The organism is Trueperella abortisuis (genome assembly GCF_030811095.1).
Lineage (GTDB): Bacteria > Actinomycetota > Actinomycetes > Actinomycetales > Actinomycetaceae > Trueperella > Trueperella abortisuis.
This window is the reverse complement of record NZ_JAUSQL010000001.1, coordinates 1,576,422-1,602,848: the sequence shown is the minus strand read 5'-3', so window position 1 is coordinate 1,602,848 and position 26,427 is coordinate 1,576,422. Positions and strand designations below refer to the sequence as shown.

23 protein-coding genes and 1 tRNA gene are annotated in these 26,427 nt (G+C 65.4%); 18 read left to right on the top strand and 6 right to left on the bottom strand.

The features are described from left to right. Positions 1-182 precede the first annotated feature (182 nt). Both J2S45_RS07250 and J2S45_RS07245 read left to right on the top strand, forming a co-directional pair. Positions 183-773, top strand: coding sequence for a TetR/AcrR family transcriptional regulator (locus J2S45_RS07250; protein ID WP_296930452.1), 591 nt, complete (start codon positions 183-185; stop codon positions 771-773). 276 nt (positions 774-1,049) lie between these two features. After that, on the top strand, positions 1,050-5,930 hold the full coding sequence (locus J2S45_RS07245; RefSeq protein WP_307634985.1) for a S8 family serine peptidase: 4,881 nt from the start codon (positions 1,050-1,052) through the stop codon (positions 5,928-5,930). Positions 5,931-6,104: 174 nt separating this feature from the next. Here the strand turns inward: J2S45_RS07245 and J2S45_RS07240 are convergent, their stop codons facing one another. Next, positions 6,105-6,599 (bottom strand): GNAT family N-acetyltransferase, encoded by a 495-nt coding sequence (locus tag J2S45_RS07240; RefSeq protein ID WP_270975206.1) that lies wholly within the window; start codon positions 6,597-6,599, stop codon positions 6,105-6,107. A gap of 2 nt (positions 6,600-6,601) precedes the next feature. Then, the gene (locus tag J2S45_RS07235; protein WP_307634984.1) at positions 6,602-7,078 is read right to left on the bottom strand and encodes a GNAT family N-acetyltransferase; all 477 of its coding nucleotides are present in this window, start codon (positions 7,076-7,078) and stop codon (positions 6,602-6,604) included. 58 nt (positions 7,079-7,136) lie between these two features. On the opposite strand from J2S45_RS07235, the gene J2S45_RS07230 reads away from it, so the two are divergent. From J2S45_RS07230 to J2S45_RS07210, 5 genes are all read left to right on the top strand, one after another. Next, positions 7,137-7,889: a nitroreductase family protein gene (locus tag J2S45_RS07230; RefSeq protein WP_307634983.1), complete on the top strand. Its 753-nt coding sequence runs from the start codon at positions 7,137-7,139 to the stop codon at positions 7,887-7,889. Between the two features lie 131 nt (positions 7,890-8,020). Next, positions 8,021-10,090 carry a bifunctional metallophosphatase/5'-nucleotidase gene (locus J2S45_RS07225; RefSeq protein WP_307634982.1) on the top strand — a complete coding sequence of 690 codons (2,070 nt, stop codon included), beginning with the start codon at positions 8,021-8,023 and terminating at the stop codon, positions 10,088-10,090. A gap of 140 nt (positions 10,091-10,230) precedes the next feature. Continuing rightward, a complete protein-coding gene (nadE, locus tag J2S45_RS07220) occupies positions 10,231-11,055 on the top strand; it encodes an ammonia-dependent NAD(+) synthetase (protein WP_307634981.1) in 825 nt (274 codons plus the stop codon). A 118-nt stretch (positions 11,056-11,173) separates the two neighbouring features. After that, complete coding sequence (locus J2S45_RS07215) at positions 11,174-12,712, top strand: aspartate:alanine exchanger family transporter (RefSeq protein WP_307635439.1); 1,539 nt, start codon at positions 11,174-11,176, stop codon at positions 12,710-12,712. Positions 12,713-12,906: 194 nt separating this feature from the next. Next, positions 12,907-13,188 carry an HU family DNA-binding protein gene (locus tag J2S45_RS07210; protein WP_270975213.1) on the top strand — a complete coding sequence of 94 codons (282 nt, stop codon included), beginning with the start codon at positions 12,907-12,909 and terminating at the stop codon, positions 13,186-13,188. Positions 13,189-13,190: 2 nt separating this feature from the next. Here the strand turns inward: J2S45_RS07210 and J2S45_RS07205 are convergent, their stop codons facing one another. Next, positions 13,191-14,885, bottom strand: a complete 1,695-nt coding sequence (locus tag J2S45_RS07205; protein WP_307634980.1) for an ABC-F family ATP-binding cassette domain-containing protein — start codon at positions 14,883-14,885, stop codon at positions 13,191-13,193. A 216-nt stretch (positions 14,886-15,101) separates the two neighbouring features. On the opposite strand from J2S45_RS07205, the gene J2S45_RS07200 reads away from it, so the two are divergent. Beyond that, the gene (locus J2S45_RS07200; protein ID WP_300047640.1) at positions 15,102-15,449 is read left to right on the top strand and encodes a DUF3039 domain-containing protein; all 348 of its coding nucleotides are present in this window, start codon (positions 15,102-15,104) and stop codon (positions 15,447-15,449) included. Beyond that, positions 15,446-17,209, top strand: coding sequence for a DEAD/DEAH box helicase (locus J2S45_RS07195; protein ID WP_307634979.1), 1,764 nt, complete (start codon positions 15,446-15,448; stop codon positions 17,207-17,209). Before J2S45_RS07200 ends, J2S45_RS07195 begins: the two co-directional genes overlap by 4 nt. Positions 17,210-17,294: 85 nt before the next feature. Here J2S45_RS07195 and J2S45_RS07190 read toward each other — a convergent pair whose 3' ends face one another. Further along, complete coding sequence (locus J2S45_RS07190; protein WP_307634978.1) at positions 17,295-18,647, bottom strand: nicotinate phosphoribosyltransferase; 1,353 nt, start codon at positions 18,645-18,647, stop codon at positions 17,295-17,297. A gap of 130 nt (positions 18,648-18,777) precedes the next feature. On the opposite strand from J2S45_RS07190, the gene clpS reads away from it, so the two are divergent. The 6 genes from clpS (at position 18,778) to rdgB (ending at position 22,793) form a co-directional block, all read left to right on the top strand. Continuing rightward, positions 18,778-19,047: an ATP-dependent Clp protease adapter ClpS gene (gene clpS, locus J2S45_RS07185; protein ID WP_296930483.1), complete on the top strand. Its 270-nt coding sequence runs from the start codon at positions 18,778-18,780 to the stop codon at positions 19,045-19,047. Further along, on the top strand, positions 19,041-19,697 hold the full coding sequence (locus J2S45_RS07180) for a DUF2017 family protein (RefSeq protein WP_270975220.1): 657 nt from the start codon (positions 19,041-19,043) through the stop codon (positions 19,695-19,697). The genes clpS and J2S45_RS07180 overlap by 7 nt, the downstream gene beginning before the upstream one ends. A gap of 10 nt (positions 19,698-19,707) precedes the next feature. After that, positions 19,708-20,526: a glutamate racemase gene (murI, locus tag J2S45_RS07175; protein WP_307634977.1), complete on the top strand. Its 819-nt coding sequence runs from the start codon at positions 19,708-19,710 to the stop codon at positions 20,524-20,526. After that, positions 20,523-21,320: an MBL fold metallo-hydrolase gene (locus tag J2S45_RS07170; protein WP_296930491.1), complete on the top strand. Its 798-nt coding sequence runs from the start codon at positions 20,523-20,525 to the stop codon at positions 21,318-21,320. The genes murI and J2S45_RS07170 overlap by 4 nt, the downstream gene beginning before the upstream one ends. Before the next feature lie 118 nt (positions 21,321-21,438). Then, the gene (gene rph / locus J2S45_RS07165; RefSeq protein ID WP_307634976.1) at positions 21,439-22,209 is read left to right on the top strand and encodes a ribonuclease PH; all 771 of its coding nucleotides are present in this window, start codon (positions 21,439-21,441) and stop codon (positions 22,207-22,209) included. Next, positions 22,206-22,793 (top strand): RdgB/HAM1 family non-canonical purine NTP pyrophosphatase, encoded by a 588-nt coding sequence (gene rdgB, locus J2S45_RS07160; RefSeq protein ID WP_307634975.1) that lies wholly within the window; start codon positions 22,206-22,208, stop codon positions 22,791-22,793. Before rph ends, rdgB begins: the two co-directional genes overlap by 4 nt. A 59-nt stretch (positions 22,794-22,852) precedes the next feature. Here the strand turns inward: rdgB and J2S45_RS07155 are convergent, their stop codons facing one another. Continuing rightward, positions 22,853-23,383, bottom strand: coding sequence for a DUF4916 domain-containing protein (locus J2S45_RS07155; RefSeq protein ID WP_270975225.1), 531 nt, complete (start codon positions 23,381-23,383; stop codon positions 22,853-22,855). Between the two features lie 110 nt (positions 23,384-23,493). Here J2S45_RS07155 and J2S45_RS07150 point away from each other — a divergent pair, with 110 nt between their 5' ends. The 3 genes from J2S45_RS07150 to J2S45_RS07140 all read left to right on the top strand — a co-directional run bounded on the left by J2S45_RS07150 (position 23,494) and on the right by J2S45_RS07140 (position 24,451). Next, positions 23,494-23,799: a hypothetical protein gene (locus J2S45_RS07150; RefSeq protein ID WP_307634974.1), complete on the top strand. Its 306-nt coding sequence runs from the start codon at positions 23,494-23,496 to the stop codon at positions 23,797-23,799. A 15-nt stretch (positions 23,800-23,814) separates the two neighbouring features. Further along, positions 23,815-24,300: a peroxiredoxin gene (locus tag J2S45_RS07145; RefSeq protein ID WP_307634973.1), complete on the top strand. Its 486-nt coding sequence runs from the start codon at positions 23,815-23,817 to the stop codon at positions 24,298-24,300. 69 nt (positions 24,301-24,369) lie between these two features. Then, positions 24,370-24,451, top strand: a tRNA-Leu gene (locus J2S45_RS07140). A gap of 20 nt (positions 24,452-24,471) precedes the next feature. Here J2S45_RS07140 and J2S45_RS07135 read toward each other — a convergent pair. Next, positions 24,472-26,271: an AMP-dependent synthetase/ligase gene (locus J2S45_RS07135; protein ID WP_307634972.1), complete on the bottom strand. Its 1,800-nt coding sequence runs from the start codon at positions 26,269-26,271 to the stop codon at positions 24,472-24,474. Positions 26,272-26,427: the final 156 nt, after the last annotated feature.

Below are 26,427 nucleotides of genomic sequence, written 5' to 3'. Positions count from 1 at the left end.
AGGGCGGAGGCGATTGCCCGCGCGAGAACTCGCCTTTTTGCGGGCGCCGACGGGCGCCGATGATCTTCGCCTTAATTTCGGCCATGTTGAAATTTGGGGGTAGAGTGGCACGCAACGCGGGTTTCAGATCCGCGCCTATGCGCGGCGACGGCGCGCGCATGTGCAAGGACGAGGAGGCAAGCGTGGCAGGACGACGAGGCCCGGCAGCCTCGCGAGGCGAGATACGCGAGCGACTGGCGTCGGCGGCCAAGGAGCTCTTCACGGAGCAGGACTTCCCGAGCGTGACGATTCGCGCCATCGCGGATCGGGCCGAATGCGACCCGGGCCTCGTCTCCTACTACTTCGGCTCGAAGGCCGGGATCTTCCGCGAGGCGATGTCGCTGCCCGCCGACCCGGTTCAGCTCATCTCCGACGCCTTCGGCGATGGCGGACGGGGCACCGGTGAGCGGGTGCTGCTGGCGATCATGGAACTGTGGGAGGAATCGGAGGCGGGCGCGAACTTCCGAGTGATGGTCACCTCGGTGCTCTCTTCGGACCTGTCCTTGCAGGTCTTCCGGGCATGGATGAATGAGCAGATGCTCACCCCGCTCGTGGAGCGGCTGGGTGTGCCCGACGCCCGGCTCCGCATCGAAATGGCCTTTTCTCAGGCGCTCGGGCTTTTTGCTACCCGTTATGTCTATGAGATGGAAGGCCTTGCCGCGATGCCGCGCCAACAGCTGGCCCGAATCTACGGCGCCTACCTCGACCTCACGCTCGGCAGCTTCAGGAAGTAGCTCCTGCGATGCCAGTCTCCAGCGGACGGGCCAGGGGAGGGGCAGGGGTAGTTCCTCGGGATGTTGTGAACGTGGTGTGGGGGTGTGTGGGCTACCTGGCGCCAGTTCGCTCGAACCTACCGGCCCGTTACCATGATTCAGGCCCGTGGCCGGCGTGCCGGTAGCGTCTCGACACGGCCTCCCACCTGCATGCTCACCATGCGGGCGCGCATGCGAACGGTGCCCAACTCGTGGCCAAATATATCTGTTCACACAACACCGCACGAAAGATATCGAATGAAAAAGAAATTACTCGCAGGACTTGCGGTTCTTGCGCTGAGCCTGGCCTCCGTGCCGGCCATGGCCACGCCAGAACCGCCACCCGCACCAGTGTCCACGGCGGCAGAACGCTCGGAGAAGACCGTTCCCGTCATCGTCACGCTTGAGTCGGACGGAAGCGCCGCTCAGGTGGACCAGATCGCTCAGGACCTCGCGGCCAAGTACAACATGACGCTACGCCGCCAGTTTTCCTACCTGGTCAACGGCTTCTCGGCCTATATCCCCGCCGGCGCGATCGGTGACCTCGCCCTCGAAAAGGGCGTGGCCTCCGTCGACCGGATGCGAGTCTACTATCCGTCGATGGAGTCAGCCGTCACGTTGACGCAGGCGGACAAGGCTGCTGAATCGTACGGCGTGGACGGCGAGGGCCTCGTCGTCGCGATCGTCGACACGGGCATCGACATCAAGCACCAGGACATGCGCCTGGACGAGGGCGTGAAAACGAAGCTTACCCCTGAGGCGGGATTCACCGCGAAGGTTCCCTACGGCTACAACTTTGCCGACGACAACGGCGAGGTCAAGGACACCACGACCTCCCAGCACGGCATGCACGTGGCCGGCATCGTGGCGGCAAACGGCGGGAAGGACGCCAATGTCGCGACGAACGGACGGGTTAACGGCGTCGCGCCCAACGCCCAGCTGCTGGCGATGAAGGTCTTCTCCAACGACCCGGCTCGCAAGGGCGCCGCGGCCGACGACATCATGGCCGCCGTCGAGGAGTCCGTCAAGCACGGAGCCGACGTCATCAACCTTTCTCTCGGCGCGCCGAACGGCCACGAGGGCCAGTCGGTGGGCGAGCAGCGCGTCATCGCGCAGGCCCGCGCCGCCGGCGTCGAGGTCATCGTTGCCGCGGGAAACGAGGGCCAGAACGGCTCGGCCACCGGCGTGAACGACGACATGCTCGGTCTCCTCGACGACGCAACCGTCGGCTCGCCCTCCACGGGTACCGGCGCGTGGGCCGTCGCCTCGATCGAGAATGCCACCACGGTTAACAGCCGGGGGCTGGCCAAGAACGACGCCGGTGAGCACGAGTTCGCCTACCAGCTGCAGGCTGGCTCCGCGGACGGCAAGCCGGTGGAGATCGTCGACGCCGGGTACGGCAAGATTGACGACACGCTGAACAAAGACTTCTCCGGCAAGTACGTGCTCATCCAGCGCGGCGGCGACGTCACCTTCGCTGACAAGTTCATGAACGCCCAGGTCTCTCACGCGGCCGGCGTCATCATCTACAACCACGCTGAGGGCGGGGACGACTTCCTCAGCATGGCTGGCATCGAGAACGTCAAGGTCCCCGGCGCCTTCATCGGCCACTCCGACGGCGTGAAGCTACTGGAGATGATCCATCGGGGCACCACGACGGTCTCCCTCACCAGTGACGCGCTCGTCAAGGCTAACCCCTCCGTCATGACGCCTTCCACGTTCACCTCGTGGGGGCCGGGCCCCGAGCTCGGGTTCAAGCCGGAGATCGCCGGCATCGGCGGCAACGTGTACTCGACCATCAACGACAACCACTATCAGACCGAGTCCGGCACCTCGATGGCGGCCCCGCACGTGGCGGGTGTCGCCGCGCTCATGATTCAGAACGCGGAGAAGGCCTCCTCTGGCCTCTCCCGCGCGGAGGTCGTGCTGCGTAATCGCGTCGCGCTGTCCAACACCGCACGCATCCTCGAGCACGACGGCGTTCCCTACGCCCCGCGGCAGGTGGGTGCTGGCCTGGTCCAGGTCAAGGACGCGCTCGACACGGACGTGTATGCCACGGTGGACGGCTCGCCCGTCGTGGCGCTGAAGGAAGTGGACGGGTCGACGTCGTTCACGGTCACGCTCAAGAATGACGCCGATGAGGATCGCTCGTTTACCGCGGACGCCACGTGCGTGGTCAACGAGAACAACTCGGTCAAGGAGAAGGCAACCACGTTCTGCTCCACCACCGACTCGATCGCCGCCTCCAACGAGGCGGTCACCGTCCCGGCGGGCGGTAGCGCCGAGGTGACCTACACGCTCAAGGTCTCCGGAGACGACCACTGGACCCAGGGCTGGGTCACCTTCAAATCGGCGAAGGAGGGTCAGCCGAGCCTGTCGGTTCCCTACCTCGGCTTCGCCGGGAACTGGAACGCCGAACGGATCATCGACAACCCGAGCTACCAGGGCTTCGACGAGCCGATCCTGTCCAAGATCGGCGTGGCTAACGCTACATCGCTTTACACCCTCATCAACGGCGGGCTCTACACCCTCGGAGACGGCGAGCAGTTCATTTCCCCCAACGGGGACGGGCTCTCCGACGTCGTCTTCGCACGGGCCGCGCTGCTGCGCAACCCCAAGCGGGTGGAGATGTCGATCCTTGACGAGAAGGGCAACGTGGTGCGCGAGATTGGCTCGGAGGACGAGCCCGTCCGCTTGACCATAAAGGACCAGCTCGCCGGGCAGCTGACCGAGAATCAGACCGATTTCTCCTCTATCCGCTTTAACGGGAAGGTCTACAATCCGCAGGCGACCTCCTTCGAGGATCTCCCCGACGGGAAGTACGCCTACCGCCTGTCGGCCACGATGGGGAAGGAATGGAAGCCGCAGACGATCGACATGCCCTTCGGCATCGACCGCGTGGCGCCCGAGATGACCATCCTGTCCACGGACAAGAACGACGACGGCGACTACGTGGTTCGCGTCAAGGTCACCGACGACTTCTCCGGCATCAACGCGGTGCAGGGTCGCTTCACGTGGCCCTCGTCCGTGGTGATCAGCGCCGGCAAGCCCACCGACGACGTCTACACGCTCACGATCCCGGGCAAGCTTGCTGAGGCGGTGGGCTACTTCGAGCTCTACACCTCTGACCGTGCCATCAACGTGGTGCGTCAGACGGTGACGCTTGGCGAGAAGCTCGTCATCGAGTCGGATCCGACACTGGCCAACTTGGACTCCATCAACGCGAAGACCGAATCGGATCAGACTGGTGAGCTCCTCATCCAGGACGGCAAGCTCGTCCTCACCGGCCGCGCCGGCAGCGGGGTGGCCAAGGTTCGCGCCGGCGACGCCGAGGTTGAGGTCCCGGCCTCGGGCCGCTTCGAGATCCGACCGTCGGTCGAGCAGGGTCAGAACACTGTCAAGGTCGAGGCGCTGGACGCCGACGGCAAGGTGGTGGCCACCAAGACCTACACCTTCGTGTGCGACACGGTTCCGCCCGTCGTCACCATCACCTCCCCGACGGATCGGGAGCAGATCGCGGCTCAGGTTGCCGCCGGCAAGGTCACGGTTGAGGGTACGGTGAGCGACAACCTCGGCGATGTTAAAGTGACGGTCGACGGCGAGCAGGTTCCCGTCGTCGACGGACATTTCTCCGTTACCGTCCCCGTCAGCCCCGGACAGCTCAACCTCTCCGTCTACGCCAGCGACACCGCTGGCAACCAGGGCGTGGGCACGATCGTGCTCGCCGCTGCCGACGCCGCCACGCCGCTCAAGCTTGAAGCCAACCTTGGCTTCAACAAGAGCTTCAACGTGGTCGGCGCGGAAGACGAGGCGCTGAGCCCCGGCGAGGATGGCAGCTACACCTACATCTACTCTGGCAAGTTCAACCGCGTGCCGGGCTCGTTCACGGTGGATGGCCAGGAGGTCGAGGTCGCCGAGGACGGCACATTTGAGATGCCAGTCACCCTACGCGAGGGCCTGACCGGCTTCAACGTGACGATCACGGACGTGGACGGCAAGGTGCTGGTCAATAACAAGGTCAAGGTCCTCCTTGACCTCACCGCCCCGACGATCAAGATGGACAAGCCTGACGTTAACCCCGACGGCGCGCTCTACCTGCGCGAGGCCGGCGACGTCGAGTTTGCCGGAACCGTCTCCGACAACGCCTTTGGCTACTCGCTCGCCATCAACGGCGACCACGTGGAGCAGTTCTTCACGATCGATGACCCGGGCGCCGCGGTCAACGCCCGCGACTTTTCTAAGACGGTCAAGGCCGCCGACGGCGACACGATCCTCGTGCTCCTCGAGGATCACCTGGGCAACGCCTTCATGCAGCTCATCCCCGTGGTGGTAGACGGCGAGAAGCCGGCGATCGACGTCGACCTTGAGCCCGGGACGGTCATGAAGGCCGACCAGACCAGGGTGGTCAATATTCGAGTGACCGACAAGAACCTGGCCGATGCCGCCGTGTACGTCGATGGCAAGGTCGTTGAGGCGCGCCAGGCCGTGCTTACGCAGGCGCCGGGTGCCGGGATTGTCCGCGAGCAGGGATCTGACCTAGTCGGAGGCCGCCCGAGCCCGACCGCGATGCGTGCGGCAGGGATCGATCAGGCCAGCGATACGGGTGCGGCTGACACGGCCGGTGAGGTCGGCGCGGCCCGCGCGGACGGTGAGGCTGGTGAGGTCGGCGCGGCTGGCGAAACTGGCACGGCCGGTGAGACCGGGCCCAAGGAGGGCGTGACGCTGCTCAGCTTCGAGGTCGGACCCGACTTCGAGGTCGGCGAGCACACGATCGTCGTGGACGCCACCGACAAGGCGGGCAACGCCTCCTCGGCCGAGGTTCCCTTCGAGGTGAAGGCCAACGAGAAGCCGGGCGAGGCTCCCGCTCCAGGCGAGGCCCCGGACGACAACTTCGTCCCGGGCATCGATCAGGACGACCTCATCGATCCTGATACCAACGGCCCAGACACCAGGATTCCTGGCAAGGTCGGCACGACCGATGGCCCGATACCGGGCGCCCACAACGGCGCCACCGGCGGCCAAAAGTCGCCGAACAAGGGGGCGCTGTCCTACACGGGCGCGGCGGTCACCGGTTTGGCCACGCTTGCGGGGGCGCTGCTCGTCGCAGGCGCGCTCATCCGGCGAAAGAGCCGGGCCTAGCTAGCGCCTAGCTAGAGGGGCGGGCGGCGAAAGCCGCCCGCCCCTGACGTCTCTCCACGGCAAAAGCAGTCGCGGTCTTCAGGCTCGGCGGCATATGCGTCCCTCAGATGCGCGGTGAGGAAAACCCGGCGGCGCGCGGCGCGCGGCACGCCTTGTCGAGGCTGTCGAGGCGGGCTAAAACTGCTTGAGCATGACCGAGTAGTCCTCGACCACCTTGCCCGTGTGCTCAAAGCCCATCTTCAGGTAAAGACGGTGGGCCCGCTCGTTGAGGCGGGCCACCGACAGCGAGATGCCCGGCGCACCGGCATCTCGGGCGATCTCGCTAACCCCGTCGATGAGGCGGGGGCCGATGCCGTGGCCCGCGTATCGGCGCTCGACGGCGATGGCCAGCTCGGGCACCCCCTCTGCCACGTGCCCAAAGCCATGGTAGGTCTCCGTGCCCCACATGAGCCAGGAGCCCCCGGCGGGAACGTTGCCCTTCCACGCGATGAGCCCGCCGCCCTCCGGCTTCCACGCACCGACGTAGTAGTCGTGCCACTGGTCGAAGTCCTCGGGCAGGTCCCCGAGCTCGTCCCCGAAAGTGTCGGTGAGGAAGTTCAGCCGCGCGATGTAGGTGCGGTCAGACTCACTGGTGGGGATAAGACGCAGGTCAGTGCGTGTCGGGCGCATATCTATCCTTCCCGGACGAGGGTGGCGATGTCGGCGCCGAAGGCCTCGTCGAACTCGGCGCCCGTTTGTGTAAAGCCAAGGCGATTCCAGAAGTCCATGGCCCCGCGGTTCGAGACCGCGACCTCGGTATACGCGGGCACGTCCCCGATGGCGTACTCAAGCAGGGCCGTGCCATACCCGCGGCGCTTGACCTCGGGGCGCAGGTAGAGCGCCCCCACCCGTAGCGGCGCGGGGTGGCCAGGGCCCATCGCCTCCACGAGGATGAATCCGACGACGGCGTCGTTCTCGGTGGCGACCCACGTGGTGGTGGCACCGGGGTCAGCAAGGCGCGCCATCCACACCCCGTCCATTGAGAGGGTGTGGCGGGAGATGACGTCGTCGGGAAGGATGCCGCGGTAGGTGTCCTTCCAGGAGGCGCGGTGTACGTCGGCGACGGCGGCGGCGTCGAGCGCGGTCGCCGCCCTGATGCGAATACTCATACCCGTAACGTAGCACCGCTCACAATCGTCGATGATGTTTGTGTCTATCCTTAGGGGCATGAACACGACGATTGAGACTCAGCTTGCCCATCGCTCCATCCGCGAATTCACCGCAGAGCAGATCCCCGAACAGACCATGGATACCCTCTTTGAGGTCGCCATGCGCACCTCCACCTCCCGTGGGCTGCAACACGCGGCGCTCATCCGAGTCAAGGACCAGGCCAAGCGCGAGGAGCTGGCGAGCATCGGCAAGCAGCCCTACATCGCGCGGGCTCCGGAGCTGATCGTCGGGATCGTGGACGCGCGCCGCTCGGTGCGCATCCGCGAGGAACAGGGCCTAGACCCGGCGCCGGCGGCATCTGCGGCGGCCTTCCGCGAGGGATTTACGGACGCGGTGCTCATGATCCAGTCGATGTCCGTGGCGGCCGAGAGCCTCGGGCTGGGGGTGACGCACCTGGGCTCGATCCTCAACGACTACGGGCGCCTCATCGAGGAGCTCGCCCTGCCACGTTACACCTTCCCCGCGCTCGGCATGATGCTCGGCTACCCGGCACAGTCCCCGCAACTCAAGCCGCGAATTCCCGCCCGCCTGCGCGTGATGACGGACGCCTACCGCGAACCTGATTCTTGGATGGATGCCCTGCACGACTACGACGCCGAGATGCACACCTACTACGACTTGCGCGACGCCAACCGCCGCGTGGACGCCTTCACCACCCAGGTCGCGCGGATCGCCATGCCCGAACCGTCCGTCAACTTCTTCCGCTACGTTGAGGGCCAGGGATTCGATATGGGGTTGGGGGAGCAATAGGGAACTTTTCCCCGTATTTCCAGGTCAGCCAACAGGAGTTATAGAAAAACGCTCCGCACCTCGGCATTTCTTTTGTAATGTGGGCCCACACGCGTGTACTCATCGTGTCACCACAGAAAAAGGAATACCGAATGAAGAAAACCGCAATATCTATCCTTGCAGCGAGTCTGCTCTTCCTCAGCCCCGCCGCCGCCAGCGCGACGGAGACCACGGGCTGTGAGGAGCAGACGCTGACCATCCTCGCCACCACCGACCTACACGGCACGGCGCTCAACTACGACTACTTCACAGGCAAACCGTTCACGGATGCCAAGGCTGATCAGCGCAACCGCACGCGCGGACTTGAGCTGCTCGCGCCCGCGATCGCCGACGTGCGCGCCGAGAAGGGCAAGGACTCCGTGGTGCTACTCGACAACGGAGACGCCAACCAGGGTAGCCCGCTGAACATCGTCTACCACGCCGATCGCACCGCCGATTCGGTTGACCCGATCGCCTCCGTGTTCAACTACCTCGGCTACGACGCCGGGGTGGTCGGCAACCACGAGTTTAATTACGGTCACCTGGACAAGGACGGGGTCAAGGGCGACCTCAACCAGTACCGCGACTCCCTCAATATGCCGCTGCTCGGCGCGAACGTCATCGACAAGGCCAGCGGCAAGCCCTACCTCACGCCCTACACCATGATCGACAAGAAGGTGGCCGGCAAAGATGTCAAGGTGGGCGTGATCGGCGTGGTGACGCCGGGCGTGCGCATCTGGGACCGCAATTCCACGCAGGACCTTCAGTTCCAGGACGCCGTCGAGGCGGTCAAGGCGTGGGTGCCGACGGTGCGTGAGGCGGGCGCGGACGTCGTCGTCGTTCTCGCGCACACGGGTATGGACGCGAAAGGGTACGCGTGGAACCCGGCCGACCTGACGGAGAACGTGGCCGCTTCGATCGCCACCCAGACGGAGGGCGTGGATGTGGTGGTCGCGGGCCACTCGCACGTGACCGACAACGCTGAGACATTCCTGACGAACGCGGCGGGCAAGAGCGTGCTCGTCACCCAGCCTGGCTACCACGCCCGCTCCGTGTCGAAGGTCGAGGTGCCGATCGCGTTTGACGGTGAGGAACCCACCGTGGTCAACACCGAAACCTGCAAGGCGTCGGCGAGCCCGCTCTACGCCTCGAACTACCTCGGCCGCGAGGACGCCGGCGTGCGCGAAGCGGTCGAACCCTGGCATTCAAAGACGGTTGCCTGGGTTTCCACCGTGGTCGCTCAGGCCACCGACGACATGACGGCCGAGCGCGCCCGCTACGAGGACACCCCGATCGTGGATTTCATCAACCTTGTTCAAAGAGAAACGGTGGCCAAGGCGCTCGAGGGTACGCAGTATGCCGGCATCCCCGTGCTCTCCCAGGCCTCGCCGTTCTCCGCCAGCGCCCGCTTCACCAAGGGCGACGTGACGATCGCCGACATGGCCGGACTCTACACCTTCGATAACACGCTCCTTGGCGTGGAAATGACGGGTGCGCAGATCAAGGACTACCTCGAGTGGTCGGCCCGCTACTACGCACAACAGCCCGAGGGCGCCACGATCGAGGACTGGTCCACGGTCATTAACGCTCTCTACGAGGGGCAAACGCGCGGCATCCCGGACTACAGCTACGACATGCTTGCCGGGGTGAACTACCACATCAACATCTCCAAGCCCGTGGGCGAGCGCATCGAGGGGCTGTCCTACCCCGACGGGCGGGCCGTTGGCGACGAGGACCGCTTCATCCTCGCCGTCAACAACTACCGCCAGTCCGGCGGCTCGTTCTACCCGCACGTGTCTACGGCCAAGGTGGTCTACGACGAGCAGCAGGCCATCCGCGAACTCATGATCGCCTGGGGTGAGGAGCACGGCGTGATCGATCCGGCGAAGATCTTCACGCTGAACTGGACGGTTGGCACCTCCTCCGCCTCTGCGCCGGGGATCAACCCGGGCGGCGAGGACGGCGAGGGCGGCGAGCCCGGACCCACTCCCGGCCAGGAGCCGGGTGGCTCGGACAAAGCCCCTTCCGGGGGCGAGCGGCCCGATGCCTCCCAGCCCGCGCCGGACCAGCAGCAGAACACGCGCCAGAAGCTACCAATGACCGGCGCCTCGGTGCAGGTCATCGCGATGGTGGCCGGAGCGCTCCTCGTCGGCGGAGTGGCACTACGGCGTCGTTGCGCCTAAGGCGCGCCGCCTAAGGGTGCGCCAGGACCGGAGCCCACGCATCGAGCGCGTGGGCTCCGGGCCTTCGCCGCGCCTGCGGGGGCATTCTCGAAGGCGGAGGGCCATGGAAGGCGAGGTGGGGAGGTGGCTAGACTAGGCCTATGTTCCATCCTTTGCAGCAGCACATTATCGAGACTACGGGCGTGCGGCCCGTCATTGACCCTGCCCAGGAGGTGAGGCGACGCGTCCAGTTCCTGTGCGACTACATGCTAGCCACGCATACGAAGGGCTTCGTGCTCGGGATCTCGGGCGGGGTGGATTCCACGCTCGCCGGGCGGCTGGCCCAGCTCGCCGTCGACAAGCTACGGGCCGAGGGCCACGAGGCAACCTTCTACGCGGTGCGCCTGCCCTACGGCGTTCAGGCCGACGAGGCCGACGCCGCAGCCGCGATGGCCTGGGTGGGCGCCGACCACCAGGTCACGATCAACATTAAGGAGGCCACCGACGGCGTCGAGCGCGCCTACCGCGAAGCGATGGGCGTTGACATCTCGGACTTTAACAAGGGCAACGTCAAGGCCCGCCAGCGCATGATCGCCCAATACGCGATCGCCGGCGACCTGGGCCTGCTCGTGATCGGTACCGACCACGCGGCCGAGAACACCACCGGCTTCTTTACCAAGTTCGGCGACGGTGGCGCGGACATCCTGCCGCTGGCCGGCCTGAACAAGCGCCAGGTCCGCTCACTGCTGGAACACCTGGGTTCGCCGGAGCAGCTGTGGACGAAGGTGGCGACAGCCGACCTGCTCGACGGGCGCCCGTTGCGCACCGACGAGGACGAGCTCGGGATCACCTACGACGAGATCGACGACTATCTGGAGGGCAAGCAGATCTCCTCCGAGGCGGCGGCCAACCTCGAAGGAAAGTGGGTGCGGGCGCGCCACAAGCGCACCACCCCCGTCGAGCCCGACGACACCTGGTGGCGCTAGCTTCCCGGTCGGCGTAGCCCGGCCAAGCTTGAATGGTTCCAAACGGCTAGAATTGTAGCGGTCAACACTCGTCAATGAAAGGTTTGTTGTGGCAAATCTGCTGAGCGCCTCGCCGCTCATGACAGTCTTCCTCGTCGTCGCGCTCGGAGGAGTGCTCGGCATCATTCCCTTCGGCAAGCTTCGCTTCGGCGCGGCGGCCGCCCTCTTCGTGGGCCTCTTCATCGGGAATATCGTCCCCGAACTTGGCGCCGAGCTCGGCCTGCTGCAAAACCTCGGCTTGGCCCTCTTCGTCTACATGGTGGGCCTGTCAGCCGGCCAGACCTTCTTCGCCGACCTGGCGCGCCACTACAAGCTCATGCTGGGCACGGTCGTGGCCGTCATCGTAGGGGCGATCGCCACGATCGGGCTGGCCCCGCTGTTCGGGTTGAGCTCCGAGCTCTCCGTCGGCCTCTTCGCCGGCGCCCTGACCAGTACCCCCGCGCTCGCAGCTGCGAACACGGCGCTGGGATCGGCCGAGCCGGGGGTCGGCTACTCACTGGGTTACCCGATGGGCGTCTTCTTCGGCATCATCATCGTCTCCATGGTCGTCTCGCGCAGGTGGCCTGGAGGCAACGACACGCCCTCCGTTGCGGGCCAGTCGATCGTGGCGAACACCGCCGTCGTCGAACGCGACGTTTCGCTCCGGGCCGTCCCCGGCTACCTCGAGCAGAATATCCTCGTCTCCTACTTCATGCGTAACGGTAAGACGCGGGTCATCAGCCCGGGTGAGGAGCTCGAGCCAGAGGATCAGATCGTCGTCGTAGGCAGGGAAAACGACGTTACCACGGCGATCGACGCCATCGGCCACGTGCTGCCCGAGCACCTCGCCGACGACCGATCGCGCGTCGACTTCCGCTCCTTTACCGTCTCGCACAAGGAACTTGCCGGCTCCACCGTGGCCGAGCTCAACCTGCCCGGTCGCTTCGGCGCCGTCGCCACCCGCATCCTTCGCGGCGACGCCGAGCTACTCGCCGGCAGCCAAGAGCGCCTCGAGATCGGCGACCGCGTGATGGTGGCCTTCCCGCGCCGCGAGTACGACGCGATCGAGGAGTTCTTTGGCAACTCCGAGCGTACGGTCTCCACCGTCGACGCCGTCGGGCTCGGCCTCGGCATGGTGCTCGGCCTTCTTCTGGGGATGGTGAAGATCAGCCTGTCTAACGGGGGATCCTTCAGCCTCGGAGCCGCTGCCGGCCCGCTCATCGTGGGCATGATCCTGGGCTACCTGCGCCGCACGGGGCCCCTCGTGTGGCAGCTGCCTGGCGCGGCGAACCAAACCATCCGCCAGCTCGGCTTGCTCCTGTTCCTGGCCGCGGTCGGCATCGCCTCGGGCCCGGCCTTTGCGCGGACGGCTTTCTCCCCGGTCGGTCTGAAGGCGCTCGCGATGGGTAGCGTGATCGCCGTCGTCGTGTTGCTTGTCACGCTCGCGATGGGGCGTGTCCTGGGCGTGAGCGCGCAGCGCACCGCCGGCGTAATGGCGGGCGTGCTCGGCCAGCCTGCGATCCTCGCCTTCGCGTCCTCGAAGGAGGCCGACGAGCGAATCGAGGCTGGTTACGCCTCCGTGTTCGCGCTGTCCATGATCGCGAAGATCCTCCTTGTCCATGTCATCCTCGCCTTCTAGCGGCGCCGCGGTGAGCGCCGCGTGCTGTGGCAAATGGGGTACATGTGAATGTTGAGATCATCTGAGAGTGAAAAGCGCGTCCATTTTCGTACAAAAGCCCGGCAGAGTTGGTGTTTGCGGCGGTATTTCAGCTAAATTGACTGCTAGCGGTTCAATCCGAGCCGAATCGAAGGAACAAACTGAGAGGTAGATATATGTCCCTCAACCGCACCGAGCTTATTGCCAAGATTGCCGAAGAGTCCGGTCTGACCAAGACCGATGCTGACAAGGCCATTTCCGCTCTCCAGACCGTCCTCGTTGACTCCCTCGCCGCTGGCGAAGCCGTCAAGATCACGGGCCTCATGTCCGTTGAGCGCACCGAGCGCGCCGCCCGCAAGGGCCGCAACCCGCGCACGGGCGAGGAGATCGAGATCCCCGCCGGCTTCGGCGTGAAGATCTCGGCCGGCTCCACCCTGAAGAAGGCTGTTGCCAAGTAGTCTCAGCTCCGAAAGGGCGCCCCTTGTGAGGGGCGCTTTTTCATGCCCGGCGGTGTTACGCCAATCGGGGCATCTATGTGACGGGCGGCGGGTTCGAGGTGAAGACGATGACCGTGCCAGTGATCGATCAGCCAACGGTCGTGACTGGCGATGATCAAAGTTCCTCGCCAGGTTCGAAGGGCCTCTTCGAGCGCGTTCATTGTCTCGAGGTCGAGGTAATTGGTCGGTTCGTCGATAACCAGAACGGCTGGGCGGGCGGCCAGCGCGATCGATAGTTGGGCGCGGCGTTGATTACCCGCAGACAGGTGAGGGATACTCACGCTCCACATGGAAGGATGAAGGATTCCTTTCCCGGCCTCGCCAATCCCGGCGGTCCATGTTCTCTCCCCGAATCCCGGGTCTGACTCGGCGGGTAGTCGTTGTGGCACCGCACCGATGGGGCCGTCGCGTGTGATGGTGCCACTGCATACCGTCTCCGCTGGAGGACTGCCCGCCGTAATCCAGTTCAGAAGCGTTGATTTTCCTGCACCATTCGCCCCCGTCACGAGGAGATGCTCGCCTCGACACAGATCGAATGTGACCGGCGCAAGCCGATCCGCCACGGCCGCGGCGCGCGCTGACACCGCCAGACCAGATTCGGGGCCAGACTCAAGAACAGGGAACTGAAGATCATAGTGGCGGGGTTTTCGAAGTTCTCGCTGAGCGAGGCGTGCTAATCGAACACCATCGTGACGCGTCCTTGTCACTGACGTCGCTGCCGCCCGATCCATGAAGAATTTCTTTTCTTTGCCAACAGCCATTTCCAATCGAACCCCGCCACGAGCAATCTTCATGCTCTCATGCCGATGTTCGCGCAGCCCCCGCTTTTCAGCCTGCTGTGCCGCATGTATCTGCTGGTGTTTCTCGCGGGCGGTCGCCTTTGCAACGAGGTAGTCCGTGTAGTTACCCGCGTTGCGGTATACGCCCACCATTTCCTCGCCGTCATTTTTCGCGAGCTCCTGCCACACGGAGATGTCCAAGTCGTAAATCACGGTCGCGGTATCTTCGATAAAGGCTCTGTCATGACTGGTCGCTAGCACTGGCCCTTCCCAATTCTTCACAGCGTCCGTCAGGAAACTGATCGCCTCCCTATCCAGATGGTTGGTCGGTTCATCGAGGACTAGCACCTCGGGTCGGACTATTAGAAGTGCGGCGAGCTTCAACCGCGCGCGCTGGCCCGGCGAGAGTGTCATCAACAGCCGGTCGCTTCCAGACTCTGTGAACTCCGCCAGGCCCAGCCCGTCTAATGCGTGGTTCACCCGCCCATCCAATGACCACACGTCCAAAGAATTCAACTGGGCAAGAACATGGTCATAATCCGAAGAACAATCGTCCCGACCAGAAGCGATAGCCTGCGCAAGCTGCTCGAAACGTGCGAGCAGCTTTTTCAGCGGCATCAGAACCGAGTCGAGGAATTGGGCGACGCTGCCGGTGAAGGATTCTGGATCGGGAAGTCGCTGAGGAACGACGCCAGATACAACTCGCCCTGAATCCGGAGTCAATTCTCCGGCGAGGATTCTCACGAGCGTGGACTTGCCGACCCCATTCGGGCCGACCAAGAAGGCGCGCTCACCGCTAGAGACACACAGGCTGACGTGGTCAAGGACGGGTCGGGACCCGTAAGAAAAGGAAACAGCATCGAGGATAATTGCGGGCATGGTGATCTCCGGGACGTAGCAGAAACTATGGTCACGTCTCAGCAGCGCTGAGTGGAGATCACATCGACACCGGAACTACGCACTCCTCATATCAAGAACACACCAAGAACGCCATCGGCAAATCCGACTCGATTCTACACGGTGCGCCGAGCCGACGTGGTATCTCCCACCCGACCTTGGCACGAAAATGTCGGAGGGGAGCAATACACTGGAGGCATGTCTATCGATCCTCATTCTGATCCCCAGGCACCGGACGGGCCGGCCCAGCCGGACGCGCCCTCGCTTGCGCCGGAATCAACTACCGCAACCCTGGAGCGCACGCGCGAAGAGCGTGAGCCAGGCGATGAGGATCGCTACGCTCACTACGTGCGCAAGGATCGCTACACGCAGTCCGCGATCGAAGGCGGGCCTGTGGTGGCGTTATGCGGGAAGGTGTGGACCCCGGTGCGTAACCCGGATCGGTACCCGATCTGCCCCACGTGTAAGGCGATCTACCAAAACCTTGGCAACGGCGGGGGAGCGTGGCCGTTCGGCCCGAACCCGCCGGGTGGAGACGGCAAGTGAGCGCCCGCTCACCCCATCCCCGCTCTGTTTCAGTATCGGCAGCCCAGAACCTCCCTCCCGTCTACCCGCAACGTGCTGCGTGGGGAACGGCCGGGTCTCTGCGCGCCTGGCAGGCGGCGGCCCTCGAACAGTACCTCGCGGATACCCCGCGGGATTTCCTCGCGGTAGCGACCCCGGGCGCGGGTAAGACCACCTTCGCTCTGCGGGTGGCCACCGAGCTCATGGCCCGCAGGATCGTCACCGAGGTGACGGTGGTATGCCCCACGGAGCACCTGAAGTATCAGTGGGCGGATGCCGCCGGGCGCGTCGGCCTCAAGCTGGACCCGGACTTCTCGAACTCGCAAGGCAACCTAGGAGCCTCCTTCAACGGTGCCTGCGTCACCTACGCGCAGGTGGCCCGTTCCCCGCTTTTCCACCGCCACCGCACCTCGGCACGTTCCACCCTCGTCATCTTTGACGAGATCCACCACGGCGGCGACGCGTTGAGCTGGGGAGACGGCATCCGTGTGGCCTTCGAGCCGGCGAAGCAGCGCCTGTCGCTCACCGGTACGCCCTTCCGCTCCGATTCGGCGGCGATCCCGTTCGTCACCTACGAACCCGACGCCGACGGCGTGCCCCGCTCGAAGGCGGACTACACATACGGCTACGCCGAGGCGCTGGCCGATCATGTGGTGCGCCCGGTCATGTTCCTGTCATACACGGGAAGCATGCGCTGGCAGACCAAACACGGCGAAGTGATGAACGCCCAGCTAGGCGAGGCCATGACGAAGGACATGGAAGCCCAGGCCTGGCAGACGGCGCTCAACCCGTCCGGAGACTGGATCAAAGCGGTGCTCGGCGCCGCGGATGATCGGCTGACGGTCGTCCGCCAAGGTATGCCCGATGCGGGCGGCCTCGTCATCGCGACGGACCACCAGACGGCCCGCGCCTACGCCGACATCCTCGCGCAGATCACGGGCGAGGATCCCACGGTGGTCCTCTCCGACGACGACCGCGCCTCGGATCGCATCGCCGAATTCTCCGGTGGCACGCAGCGCTGGATGGTGGCCGTGCGCATGGTGTCGGAGGGCGTGGACGTGCCGCGCCTGGCGGTGGGAGTGTACGCCACGTCAACCTCCACACCGCTCTTCTTCGCCCAGGTGATCGGCCGTTTTGTGCGCTCGCGATCGCGCGGGGAGACGGCGTCGGTGTTCCTCCCCTCGGTGCCGCACCTGCTGGCCCTCGCGGGCGAGCTGGAAAAGGAGCGCGACCACGCCCTCTACGTTCCCTCGGACGACCCGGAGGACTTGCTGGAGGCGGCCAACCGCGCCGAGAGGGCCTCCGACGAGCTGGCGGGCGTGGGATACGCGGCGCTGTCGGCAGACGCCACGTTTGACCGGGTGGTCTTCGACGGGGACGATTTCGGATCCTGGGCCGCCGTCGGCTCGGACGAGGAGGCGGACTTCCTCGGGATCCCCGGCCTGCTCGAGCCGGACCAGGTGGCCACTTTGTTGCGTGAGCGTCAGGCGGAGCAAAAGAAGAGCACGGGCAAGGCCAGCGAGGCGCGCAGCACCGTCATGGATTCACGACGCCGGCGCGAGGCCCGCAAGCAACTTTCTAGCCTCGTGGCCGCCTACGCCGCAAAGACGCACCGCCCGCACGCGCTCATCCACACCGACCTGCGCCGAGTCTGTGGCGGGCCGGAGGTGGCTCGCGCCTCGCTCGAAGAGGTCGAGGCTAGGATCGCGAAGATCCAGCGGTGGTTTGTGGGCCGAAACTAGCGCAGGGCGCCGGATCCGATCCGGCGCCCTCGCGTGCTTGGACGCGTCCTGATGGGCTCAGCGAACTGCGTGCCGTAGCCCTGTGCTATCCACGCTCGGTGATGTCCACCATGACGGTGGGGAGGGCCGGGTCGCCCTCGGACAGGCGCCAGGCCGGGTAAGGCAGAGCCGCACGGGAGTTGCGGTGCTGCTCGGCGGCGTGGGCGAGGGAGTTGCGGGCGATGTACCGTTCGTCAACGGTCCCGTCCTCGACCAGCTTGACCTGCAACGGGCGTGCCTCGTGCTCGGCAAGGTAGGCCAGGCCCGCCTCCCAGGTGTCTGCGGCGACCACGATCTCCTCGAGCGCGCGGCCCGTCTCGTCGTGGGTGCGCCCGGCCACTTTCAGCCCGCCCACCGAGGTCTTCGAGTCGGACTTCTTCGCCACGCCCTCCATGGTGCCGTCCTCGCCCTCGCGCGCCACGAGCTTGTAGACGAGCTGGGCGGTGGGCTGGCCGGATCCGGTGACGAGGCGGGTGCCCACACCGTAGGAGTCGACCGGGGCCGCATTGAGGGCCGCGATCGCATACTCGTCGAGGTCGGAGGTGACGGTGATCTTCGTCGTCGTCGCACCCAGATCGTCGAGCTGCTTGCGCACCTTGAAAGCCTGAGCCACGAGGTCGCCCGAATCGATACGGACCGCGCCGAGCTCACCGCCGGCCTCGCGGGCCACGCGGACGGCCAGCTCTACGCCCTTTTCCACGTTGTAGGTGTCTACCAGGAGCGTGGTGTCGGTGCCCATCGTGGCGATCTGTGCGCGGAAGGCCTCTTCCTCCGAGTTGTGCAGAAGGGTGAAGGAGTGGGCGGCGGTGCCGATCGGCCGGATACCGTACAGGCGCCCGGCCTCCAGGTCCGACGTGCCGGTGAAGCCTCCGATGACGGCGGCGCGCGCGGCGGCGACCGCGGACCATTCGTGGGTGCGGCGCGCCCCCATGTCGAGGCAGGGGCGGTCGTGTGCCGCGATCGTCATGCGGGAGGCGGCGGTGGCCACGGCCGAGTCGTAGTTGAGGATGGACAGTAACACGGTTTCAAGCAGGACCGTCTCAGCGAACGTGCCCACCACTGTCATGATGGGCGAGCCGGGGAAGTACAGCTCGCCTTCCCGGTACCCGTAGATGTCGCCGGTGAAGGTGAAGTCGGCCAGATAGGCCAGGGTGTCCTCGGAGACGACGTTGGCCTGGCGCAGGTAGTCGATCTCCTCGGGCCCGAAGCGGAAGTTCTTCACGGCCTCAAGCGCGCGCCCCACGCCCGCGACCACGCCGTATCGGCGGTGGCCGGGAAGGCGACGGCCGAAGACTTCGAAGACGGAGCGGCGGTTGGCGGTGCCGGACTGCATCGCCGATTCGATCATGGTCAACTCGTACATGTCTGTGAGCAAGGCAGTGCTAGTCTTAGGTGTCATGTCTTAACGGTAACTCTCTTGGCAAAAATCTTCTGCACCTTTGCTCGGCTTGCTGTTTTACTCACCCAAAAAGGCGCGGTGGTCTACTATGGAAAGCGTGCAAATAGGGAGTCAGAGAATACAAAGGCCGATGGTGAGCCCCCGCCCGAGCACGCAACAGTCCGCTTCGGGTTGGCGCACCGTGGTGCATAATGACCCCGTTAACCTCATGACATATGTTCAATGGGTTTTTGAAAGCTACTTCTCCATGCCCACGCGCCTGGCGTACGCGAAGATGATGGAGGTTCACAACGCGGGCCGCGCCGTTGTCTCCACTGGCCAGCGAGAGCAGATGGAACGCGACGCGCAGGCGATGCACACCTACGGCCTGCGGGCCACGATCGAGGAGGGCGAATGCTGACAGCGTTCCGCATCGCGCGCGGCGGCTACCTCGCCCACATCGACGACGACGAGCGGCGGGTTCTCGCCGGGCTGGTCAAGGATACGGTGTGGTTGCTCGGCTCGGACGTCGACCACGAGGCAGAGCGCCGCTCCCAGACGGTCGACCCGGATGATCCACTCGCGCAGTTGGAGGCCGACGTCGTGGACATCGCCGACGCGATCGCAACGGAGGGCGAGCCGCGGGCGAGAGCCCCGTACGACGTCGTCGTCGAGCAACTGTTGCCCGACATGAGCGAGGACCCGGACGAGGCGGCCACGCTACGCGAGCTGACGGAGACGTCGGTGGCCTCGCAGAAGATCGAGAATCTGGTGACGGTTTACCAGGGTTTGGAGTCGGCGCGTGGAGGCGGGGATGTGCTCGTGGCCAACGAGGACGCGCCCGCGTGGATGAGCGCGCTTAATGACGTGCGGATCGTGCTCGCGGCGCGGCTCGGGATCAACGACGAGGAGTCCTCCGAGGCTGTCGCTGAGCGCGTGCGCCCGTTCCAGCATGGCGAGAGTTCTGCCGAGCCAAGCACGGACGACGTCCTCGCGATCGTGTACTCGATGAGCACCTGGTGGCAAGATTCACTGGTGACCGCCGTGAGGAACAAGGCTCTGCGCCGGTAGTATTCACCGTATGGACGATTCACCCATAGGTGTGTTCGACTCTGGCGTGGGCGGGCTGACGGTCGCGCGTGCGATCATGGATCAGTTGCCCGGCGAATCCATTACCTATATTGGTGACACCGCCAACAATCCCTACGGCCCGAGGCCAATCGCGCAGGTGCGCGAGCTCGCGCTGGAAATCATGGACAAGCTGGTTGACTCCGGCGTGAAGATGTTGGTCATTGCGTGCAATTCGGCGTCGGCGGCGGTGCTTCACGACGCGCGGGAACGCTACACCGCATCCAAGGGCATCCCGGTGGTGGAGGTGATCCATCCGGCGGTGCGAGCGGCGGTGCGCGTGACGATCAACAACCGCATCGGCATCATCGGTACGCGGGCCACGATCGAATCCGGCGCCTACGAGGATGCCTTCTCGGTGGTCCCCAGCATCACGCTGACGGCGGGGGCGGCACCGCGCTTCGTGGAGTTCGTGGAAAACGGGATCACCACCGGCCCCGAGCTGCACGCGGTGGCCGAGGAGTATCTGGCCCCGATCAAGGAGGCAGGCGTGGATACCCTCATCCTGGGGTGCACGCACTATCCGATCCTCGCCGGCGTGATTTCCTACGTGATGGGTGAGGACGTCGCGCTCGTCTCATCCGCTCAAGAAACCGCGCGCGACGTCTACCGAGAGCTGACCGCGCGCGCCCTGCTGCGCGACCCCGGCGCGCCCGCGCCCACCCACACCTTCCAATCCACGGGCGACGCCCACGAATTCCAAACACTTGCTCGCCGATTCCTCGGCCCAGAGGTGACGAGCGTTCAACAGCTCGGGGGGAAAGCATCGTGAAACTGACCATTATCGGGTGCTCGGGGTCGATGTCGGGCAAGGATTCGCCGGCCTCCGCCTACCTGTTGCAGGCCACCGGCGTGGATCACGCGGGTCAGGAGCGCGTGTGGTCGATCGTCTTGGACTTCGGGCCAGGCGCGATGGGGCACCTGTTGCGCTACGTAGATCCGGCGCGCCTAGATGGCATGTTCCTTTCCCACCTGCACGCCGATCACTGCGCGGACATCGTGGGCATGCAGGTCTACCGCCGCTGGTATCCCGAGGGTGCGCTGGGTCCGATCCCGGTGTTTTCTCCCGGCGACGGCGCCGCCCGCACCCGCGGGATCGCCGATGACCCGCTCGAGGAGACCTACGCCAGCGAGTTCGAGTTCCAGCAGATCAAGCCGGGGGACTCGGTCAAGGTTGGACCGATGGAGGTGGAGTTCTTCGCGGGCTACCACTCCGTTCCTGCGGTGGCGATGCGGATCACCGGCCCATCCGAGGCCGATCCGGAGCGCCGCGTGAGCCTGACCTACACGGGGGATACCGACTATATTTCGAGCGTGGTGGACGCGGCCCGGGGGGTCGACCTCCTCCTGTCCGAGGCCGCCTTCGAGGAGGGGCGCGACCTCGTGGAGGGGATCCACATGACGGGCCGGCGCGCCGGCGTCCTGGCGAGCGAGGCCGGGGTCGGGCGGCTGTTGCTGACCCACCTACAGCCGTGGACGAGTCCTGTGCGCACCGTCAAGGACGCCCGGTCCGTCTACGACGGCGACGTGGAGGCCGTGCGCGCGGGGGCCGTTTACAAGATCTAGCTCGGCCGGTACGCCGGGGGCTGCGCGCGGCGAGCGTTGGCTACCAGGGCGGCGTCGGCTGGCGCGGTGCCGGACCGGTCGGGGCGGATTTGTCGGAGGCGGGGAGTAGGCTTGAGGCATGAGTGAATTTAGTCGAAAAGACGGGCGCGCCACCGATCAGCTACGCCCGATCCGTATTACCCGCAAGTATCTCGACCAGGGCGAAGGCTCGGTTTTCGTCGAATTTGGGCGCACGAAGGTGCTGTGCGTGGCATCGCTGACGGAGGGCGTTCCGCGCTGGCGTAAGGATGGCGGGCTCGGCTGGGTGACGGGCGAGTACTCCATGCTCCCGCGCGCCACCGACACGCGTTCCCAACGCGAATCGGTCAAGGGCAAGGTGGGCGGCCGCACGCAGGAGATCTCGCGCCTCATCGGACGTTCGCTGCGAGCGGTGGTCGACTTCGCGGCGCTGGGGGAGAACACGATTGTGCTTGACTGCGACGTGCTGCAGGCCGACGGCGGAACCCGTACCGCGTCCATCACCGGCGCCTACGTGGCGCTTGCCGACGCGGTCACCTTCGGCGCCGAGCAGGGCTGGATCAAGCCGCGATGCGGCACCCCCGTGCTACGCGACTCAATCTCGGCGATCTCGGTGGGCATCATTGACTCGGTGCCCTGCCTCGACCTCCCATACGAGGAGGACGTGCGCGCGCAGACGGATATGAACGTGGTCATGACGGGCTCGGGCGAGTTCGTGGAGGTGCAGGGCACGGCGGAGGAAACCCCGTTCTCGCGCTCCGAACTCGGAGCGCTTCTCGACCTGGCCGCGAAGGGCAACACCGAGCTGGCGCAGCTGCAGAAGGCCGCGCTCGAATCCGACGGCCCGGTCACGCTGAGGGAGTTCGCATGATCCTGGCCACCCGAAACGCCCACAAGGTCACCGAGGTGCGGGCGATCCTCGCGCCGCTCCTGCCCGAAGGATTCGTACTCGAAGCCGTGCCGGAAAGCCTGCCCGAACCGGTGGAGGACGGCGCCAGCTTTGCAGAGAACGCGATTATCAAGGCCACTCAGGTGGCGCGCGAACTCGGTGTGCCGGCCATCGCAGACGACTCCGGCCTGTGCGTGGACATCATGGGCGGCGCACCTGGAATCTTCTCCGCGCGCTGGAGCGGCCACCACGGTGACGACGCCGCCAATCTCGATCTTCTGCTCGCCCAGCTAGCAGACGTCAAGCCTGAACAGCGCGGTGCCAGATTCGTCTGCGCGGCGGCGTTGGCGATGCCCGACGGCAGCGTCGTCGTGGAAGAAGGGCAGATGCGTGGCAGCCTGCGCTACGAGCGCGCCGGGAAGGGCGGCTTCGGCTACGATCCGATCTTCGAAGCCGAGGGCTACGGCGTGACAAACGCCGAACTACCCCCGCAGGAGAAGAACGCGATCTCGCACCGGGCGCGAGCGCTCGCCGCGTTGGCCCCGCACATCGCGAAGATCCTCTAACGCGGACCGGGCGCTAGCCAACCCGCTCGGGCGCGTTTTTCCCCTGCGCCGTGGGAATCTTAGACGTGCCCGAGCAGCGCGAGCGCCTGGCGCACGACGGGCAGGTGCTTGGGGAGGATCTCCGCCTGAAGCTCGGGTGTGTGTAGCTCGCCGGGGGTGAACCAGTTGACCTCGAGGGAATCGGAGGAGACGTTGCAATCGCCGAGCACGGGGATGATGTAACACAGGGAGACGGCGTGCTGGCGCGGATCGTGCCAGCCCTCGCCCGGCGTCGGGAAGTACTCGGCCACCGTGAAGGGAACCAGCGAGGTTGGAAGCTGGGGCAGAATCATTTCGCCCAGGTCCTTTTCGAGGTGGCGGCGTAGTGCCTCGCGGATCTTCTCGTGGTAGAGCACGCGGCCGGAGACGAGCGAGCGGGTCAGGCCCTCGTCGGTGACAGTCAATAGCAGGCCCACGGAGGCCAGCGAGCCGTCGTCGTGAAGGCGAACGGGCACGGCGTCGACGTAGAGAATCGGCACCTTACGGCGCACAAAAGCGAGGTCTTCGGGCGATAACCAGGGTCCCATGTCGGAAGATGCAACGTCACTCATACTTCGATTGTGCCAGCATCGAGGCGAAGAATCCGCGTTGATTCGGACAATTTGCCACTGGTGAACGCCTCACCCGCGCGCGTGGGCCGGGGGTGTGGCAAAGTGGAACCGTGGAGAAATACGAAAGGCCTGTGATGGGCGTGGCGCTCGTGTTCTGCGTCGTCATGCTGGTGATCGGCTGGGTGAGCGTCGCCATGGCCGGTTTCGCGGCCGGGCTCATCGCCACTGCCGTGCTCGGGACGCTCGCGGTCGGCGCCGGCGTGTGGGGGTGGCGCCAAGACTCGGCCTATTGGGTGGGCGCAGGTGCGCTCGGAGCGGGCCTCCTGCTGCCCACCGTCGCGGGCATCGTGCCGATGATCGTCGGCTTCATCATCTTTATCTTGCTCATCACCTTGAGGCTATTCCTGAACAGCTAACAGAAAGAAGGAAACATGTCTGACGTACGGCTCACGGTGGGCCAGGAGGCCCCCGATTTTACCCTGGATACGGTCGACGGCCCCGTCACCCTGTCCCAAGAGATCGAACGCGCCGAGCAGGGCGTGATCGTCTACTTCTACCCACGAGCCATGACCCCCGGCTGCACCACTGAGGCCTGCGACTTCCGCGACTCCGAGAACTCGCTGAAGTCCGCCGGCTACACGGTGATCGGCATCTCGCCCGACTCGGTGGATTCGATCCGCAAGTTCGTGGACAAGGAGTCGCTCAACTTCCCGCTCGCCTCCGACCCGGACAAGGCCGTCATGAGGGCCTACGGCGCGTTTGGCAAGAAGATGAACTACGGCAAGGAGGTGGAGGGCGTGATCCGCTCCACCGTGGTGGTGGGTAAGGACCGCAAGGTTGTCCTGCCGCTGTACAACGTGAAGGCCACCGGGCACGTGGCGCGCCTGCGCCGCGAGCTGGGCATCGACCCCGCCTAGACATTCATCGGCCCCTCGCCGCCACCTCGTTTTTGGAATGGGGTGGCGGCGAGGATACACTTCTGCTGAGCGCGAGTGGCGGAATTGGCAGACGCGCTGGATTTAGGTTCCAGTGCCCTCGGGCGTGCGGGTTCAAGTCCCGCCTCGCGCACTCTTCTTTCGTTTGCCGCCCTACCCTTCCCCGTAAAGCGCCTTGAGTTCACGCGCGTAGCGCCGCGCCACCGCCTCGCGCTTGACCTTGAGGGAGGGGGTAAGCATCCCGTTGTCTACGGTCAGGTCGGGGTAGATGACCGCGAACTTGCGGATGGACTCCGCGCGCGAGACTCGCTTGTTGGTCTTCTTGATGGCGCGCTCGAGTGAGGCGAGCACCTCGGGGTGGCGGGCTGCCTGGGTGACGTCCATCGCTGGCAGGTCGTGGGCGCCAAGCCAGCCGGGCAGCATCTCGGCGTCGAGCGTGATGAGGGCGCCGACGAACGGTTTCTTGTCCCCCACCACAATGACCTGGGAGATGAGCGGGTGGGAGCTGAGCGGATCCTCGAGCGCGGCGGGGGAGACGTTCTTGCCGCCGGCCGTGACGATGATTTCCTTCTTGCGACCGGTGATGGTGAGGTAACCCTGCCGATCGAGTGTGCCGAGATCGCCGGTGTGGAACCAGCCCTCGGAATCGAAGGCCTCCGCCGTGGCCTCGGGGTTGTTTTGGTATCCGCGAAAGATCTGCGGGCCGCGAACCAGGATTTCGCCGTCGTCGTCGATCTTGATCTCGGTGGTCGGCATCGGCACGCCGACGGTACCCATCTTGATCGAGTCCACGAGGTTGACGGTGGCGGCGCCGGTAGATTCTGTCAGGCCCCAGGCCTCGAGGACCGTCAGCCCGATCCCGCGGAAGAAGTGCCCGGTGCGTTTGCCCAGCGGGGCGCCGGCGGCGACGGCGTAGTGGCAGTCCTCGCCGATGATGTTTGTGATCTTGGAAAACACCAGCTTGCGGGCGATCGCGTGCTTGAGTGAGCGGATGGGGCCGCGCCCGCGCTCGGAGTAGGCGACGGCGACGTTGGCCGCCCACCTAAAGATCTTGCGTTTGAGGCCGGAGCCGGCCTTGGCTTCGGCGGCGTTGTAGATCTTCTCCAGCACGCGCGGCACCACGAGTAGGCCGGAGGGCTTGAAGGTCTTGAGGTCGGAGATCAGGTTCTTGATGGAGGGGGTGTGCCCGACGACGCCGCGCCCGGCGATCGTGAAGAAGAACACGGAGCGGGCCATGACGTGGGCGAGGGGGAGGAAGAGGAGGACGCGGGTCTCGGGGCTGTCGATGACCTGGCGCATGTGGGGAATGGTGTTCAACGTGATATCCACGAAGTTGCCGTGCGTGAGCTCGACCCCCTTGGGGCGCCCCGTGGTGCCGGAGGTGTAGATGACGGTGGCCAGGGTGTCGAGGGTGAGGCGGCTGCGGCGCCCGTCGATCTCGGACTGGTCGATCGTCTCACCCTGGGCGTAGAGCTTGACGAGGGCGTCTTGGTCGAAGGCGAGGACCCGGCCGAGGGCGGGTGTGCGCTGCGATTCGACGAGTGCCTGCTGGGCGTGCGTGTCGGTGACGACGAAGCGGATGGCTGAGTTTTCCAGGATCCAGCGCACCTGCTCGGCGGAGTCGGATTCGTAGATCGGCACGACGACGAGGCCCGCGCTGAGTGCCGCCATGTCCACGAGGCTCCATTCGTAGGAGGTGGCGGCGAAAATCGCAATGGCGTCACCTTCGTTGAGTCCTTCGGCGACCAGGCCGCGGGCGACGGCGTTAACGTCGGCGAGGTATTCGGTGGTGGTCATCGGCGTCCAGACGCCGAGGGTGCTTTGCCGCTCGATGCAGATCTGGTCCGGATGGGCTTCCTGGCGGCGGGTGAGGAGCCAGGGGATGTTCATCCAGGGTTCGGGCGTGACGTACCGCTTCCCGGAGACGATACCGCCTCGACGCTTCTTGACCATGTTTCCCCCTCAGTCGACGAATGCTACGCCAGCGTAACTAAAGGCTACGTTACCGTAACTAGACGTGGGGTGCGGGGTGATTTGCCGGCGTGGGGCACGCGACACAGGCGGCGGGTGGAGACGACGCCAAAGGGCCGGTGTTGGGGGATGCTGCGG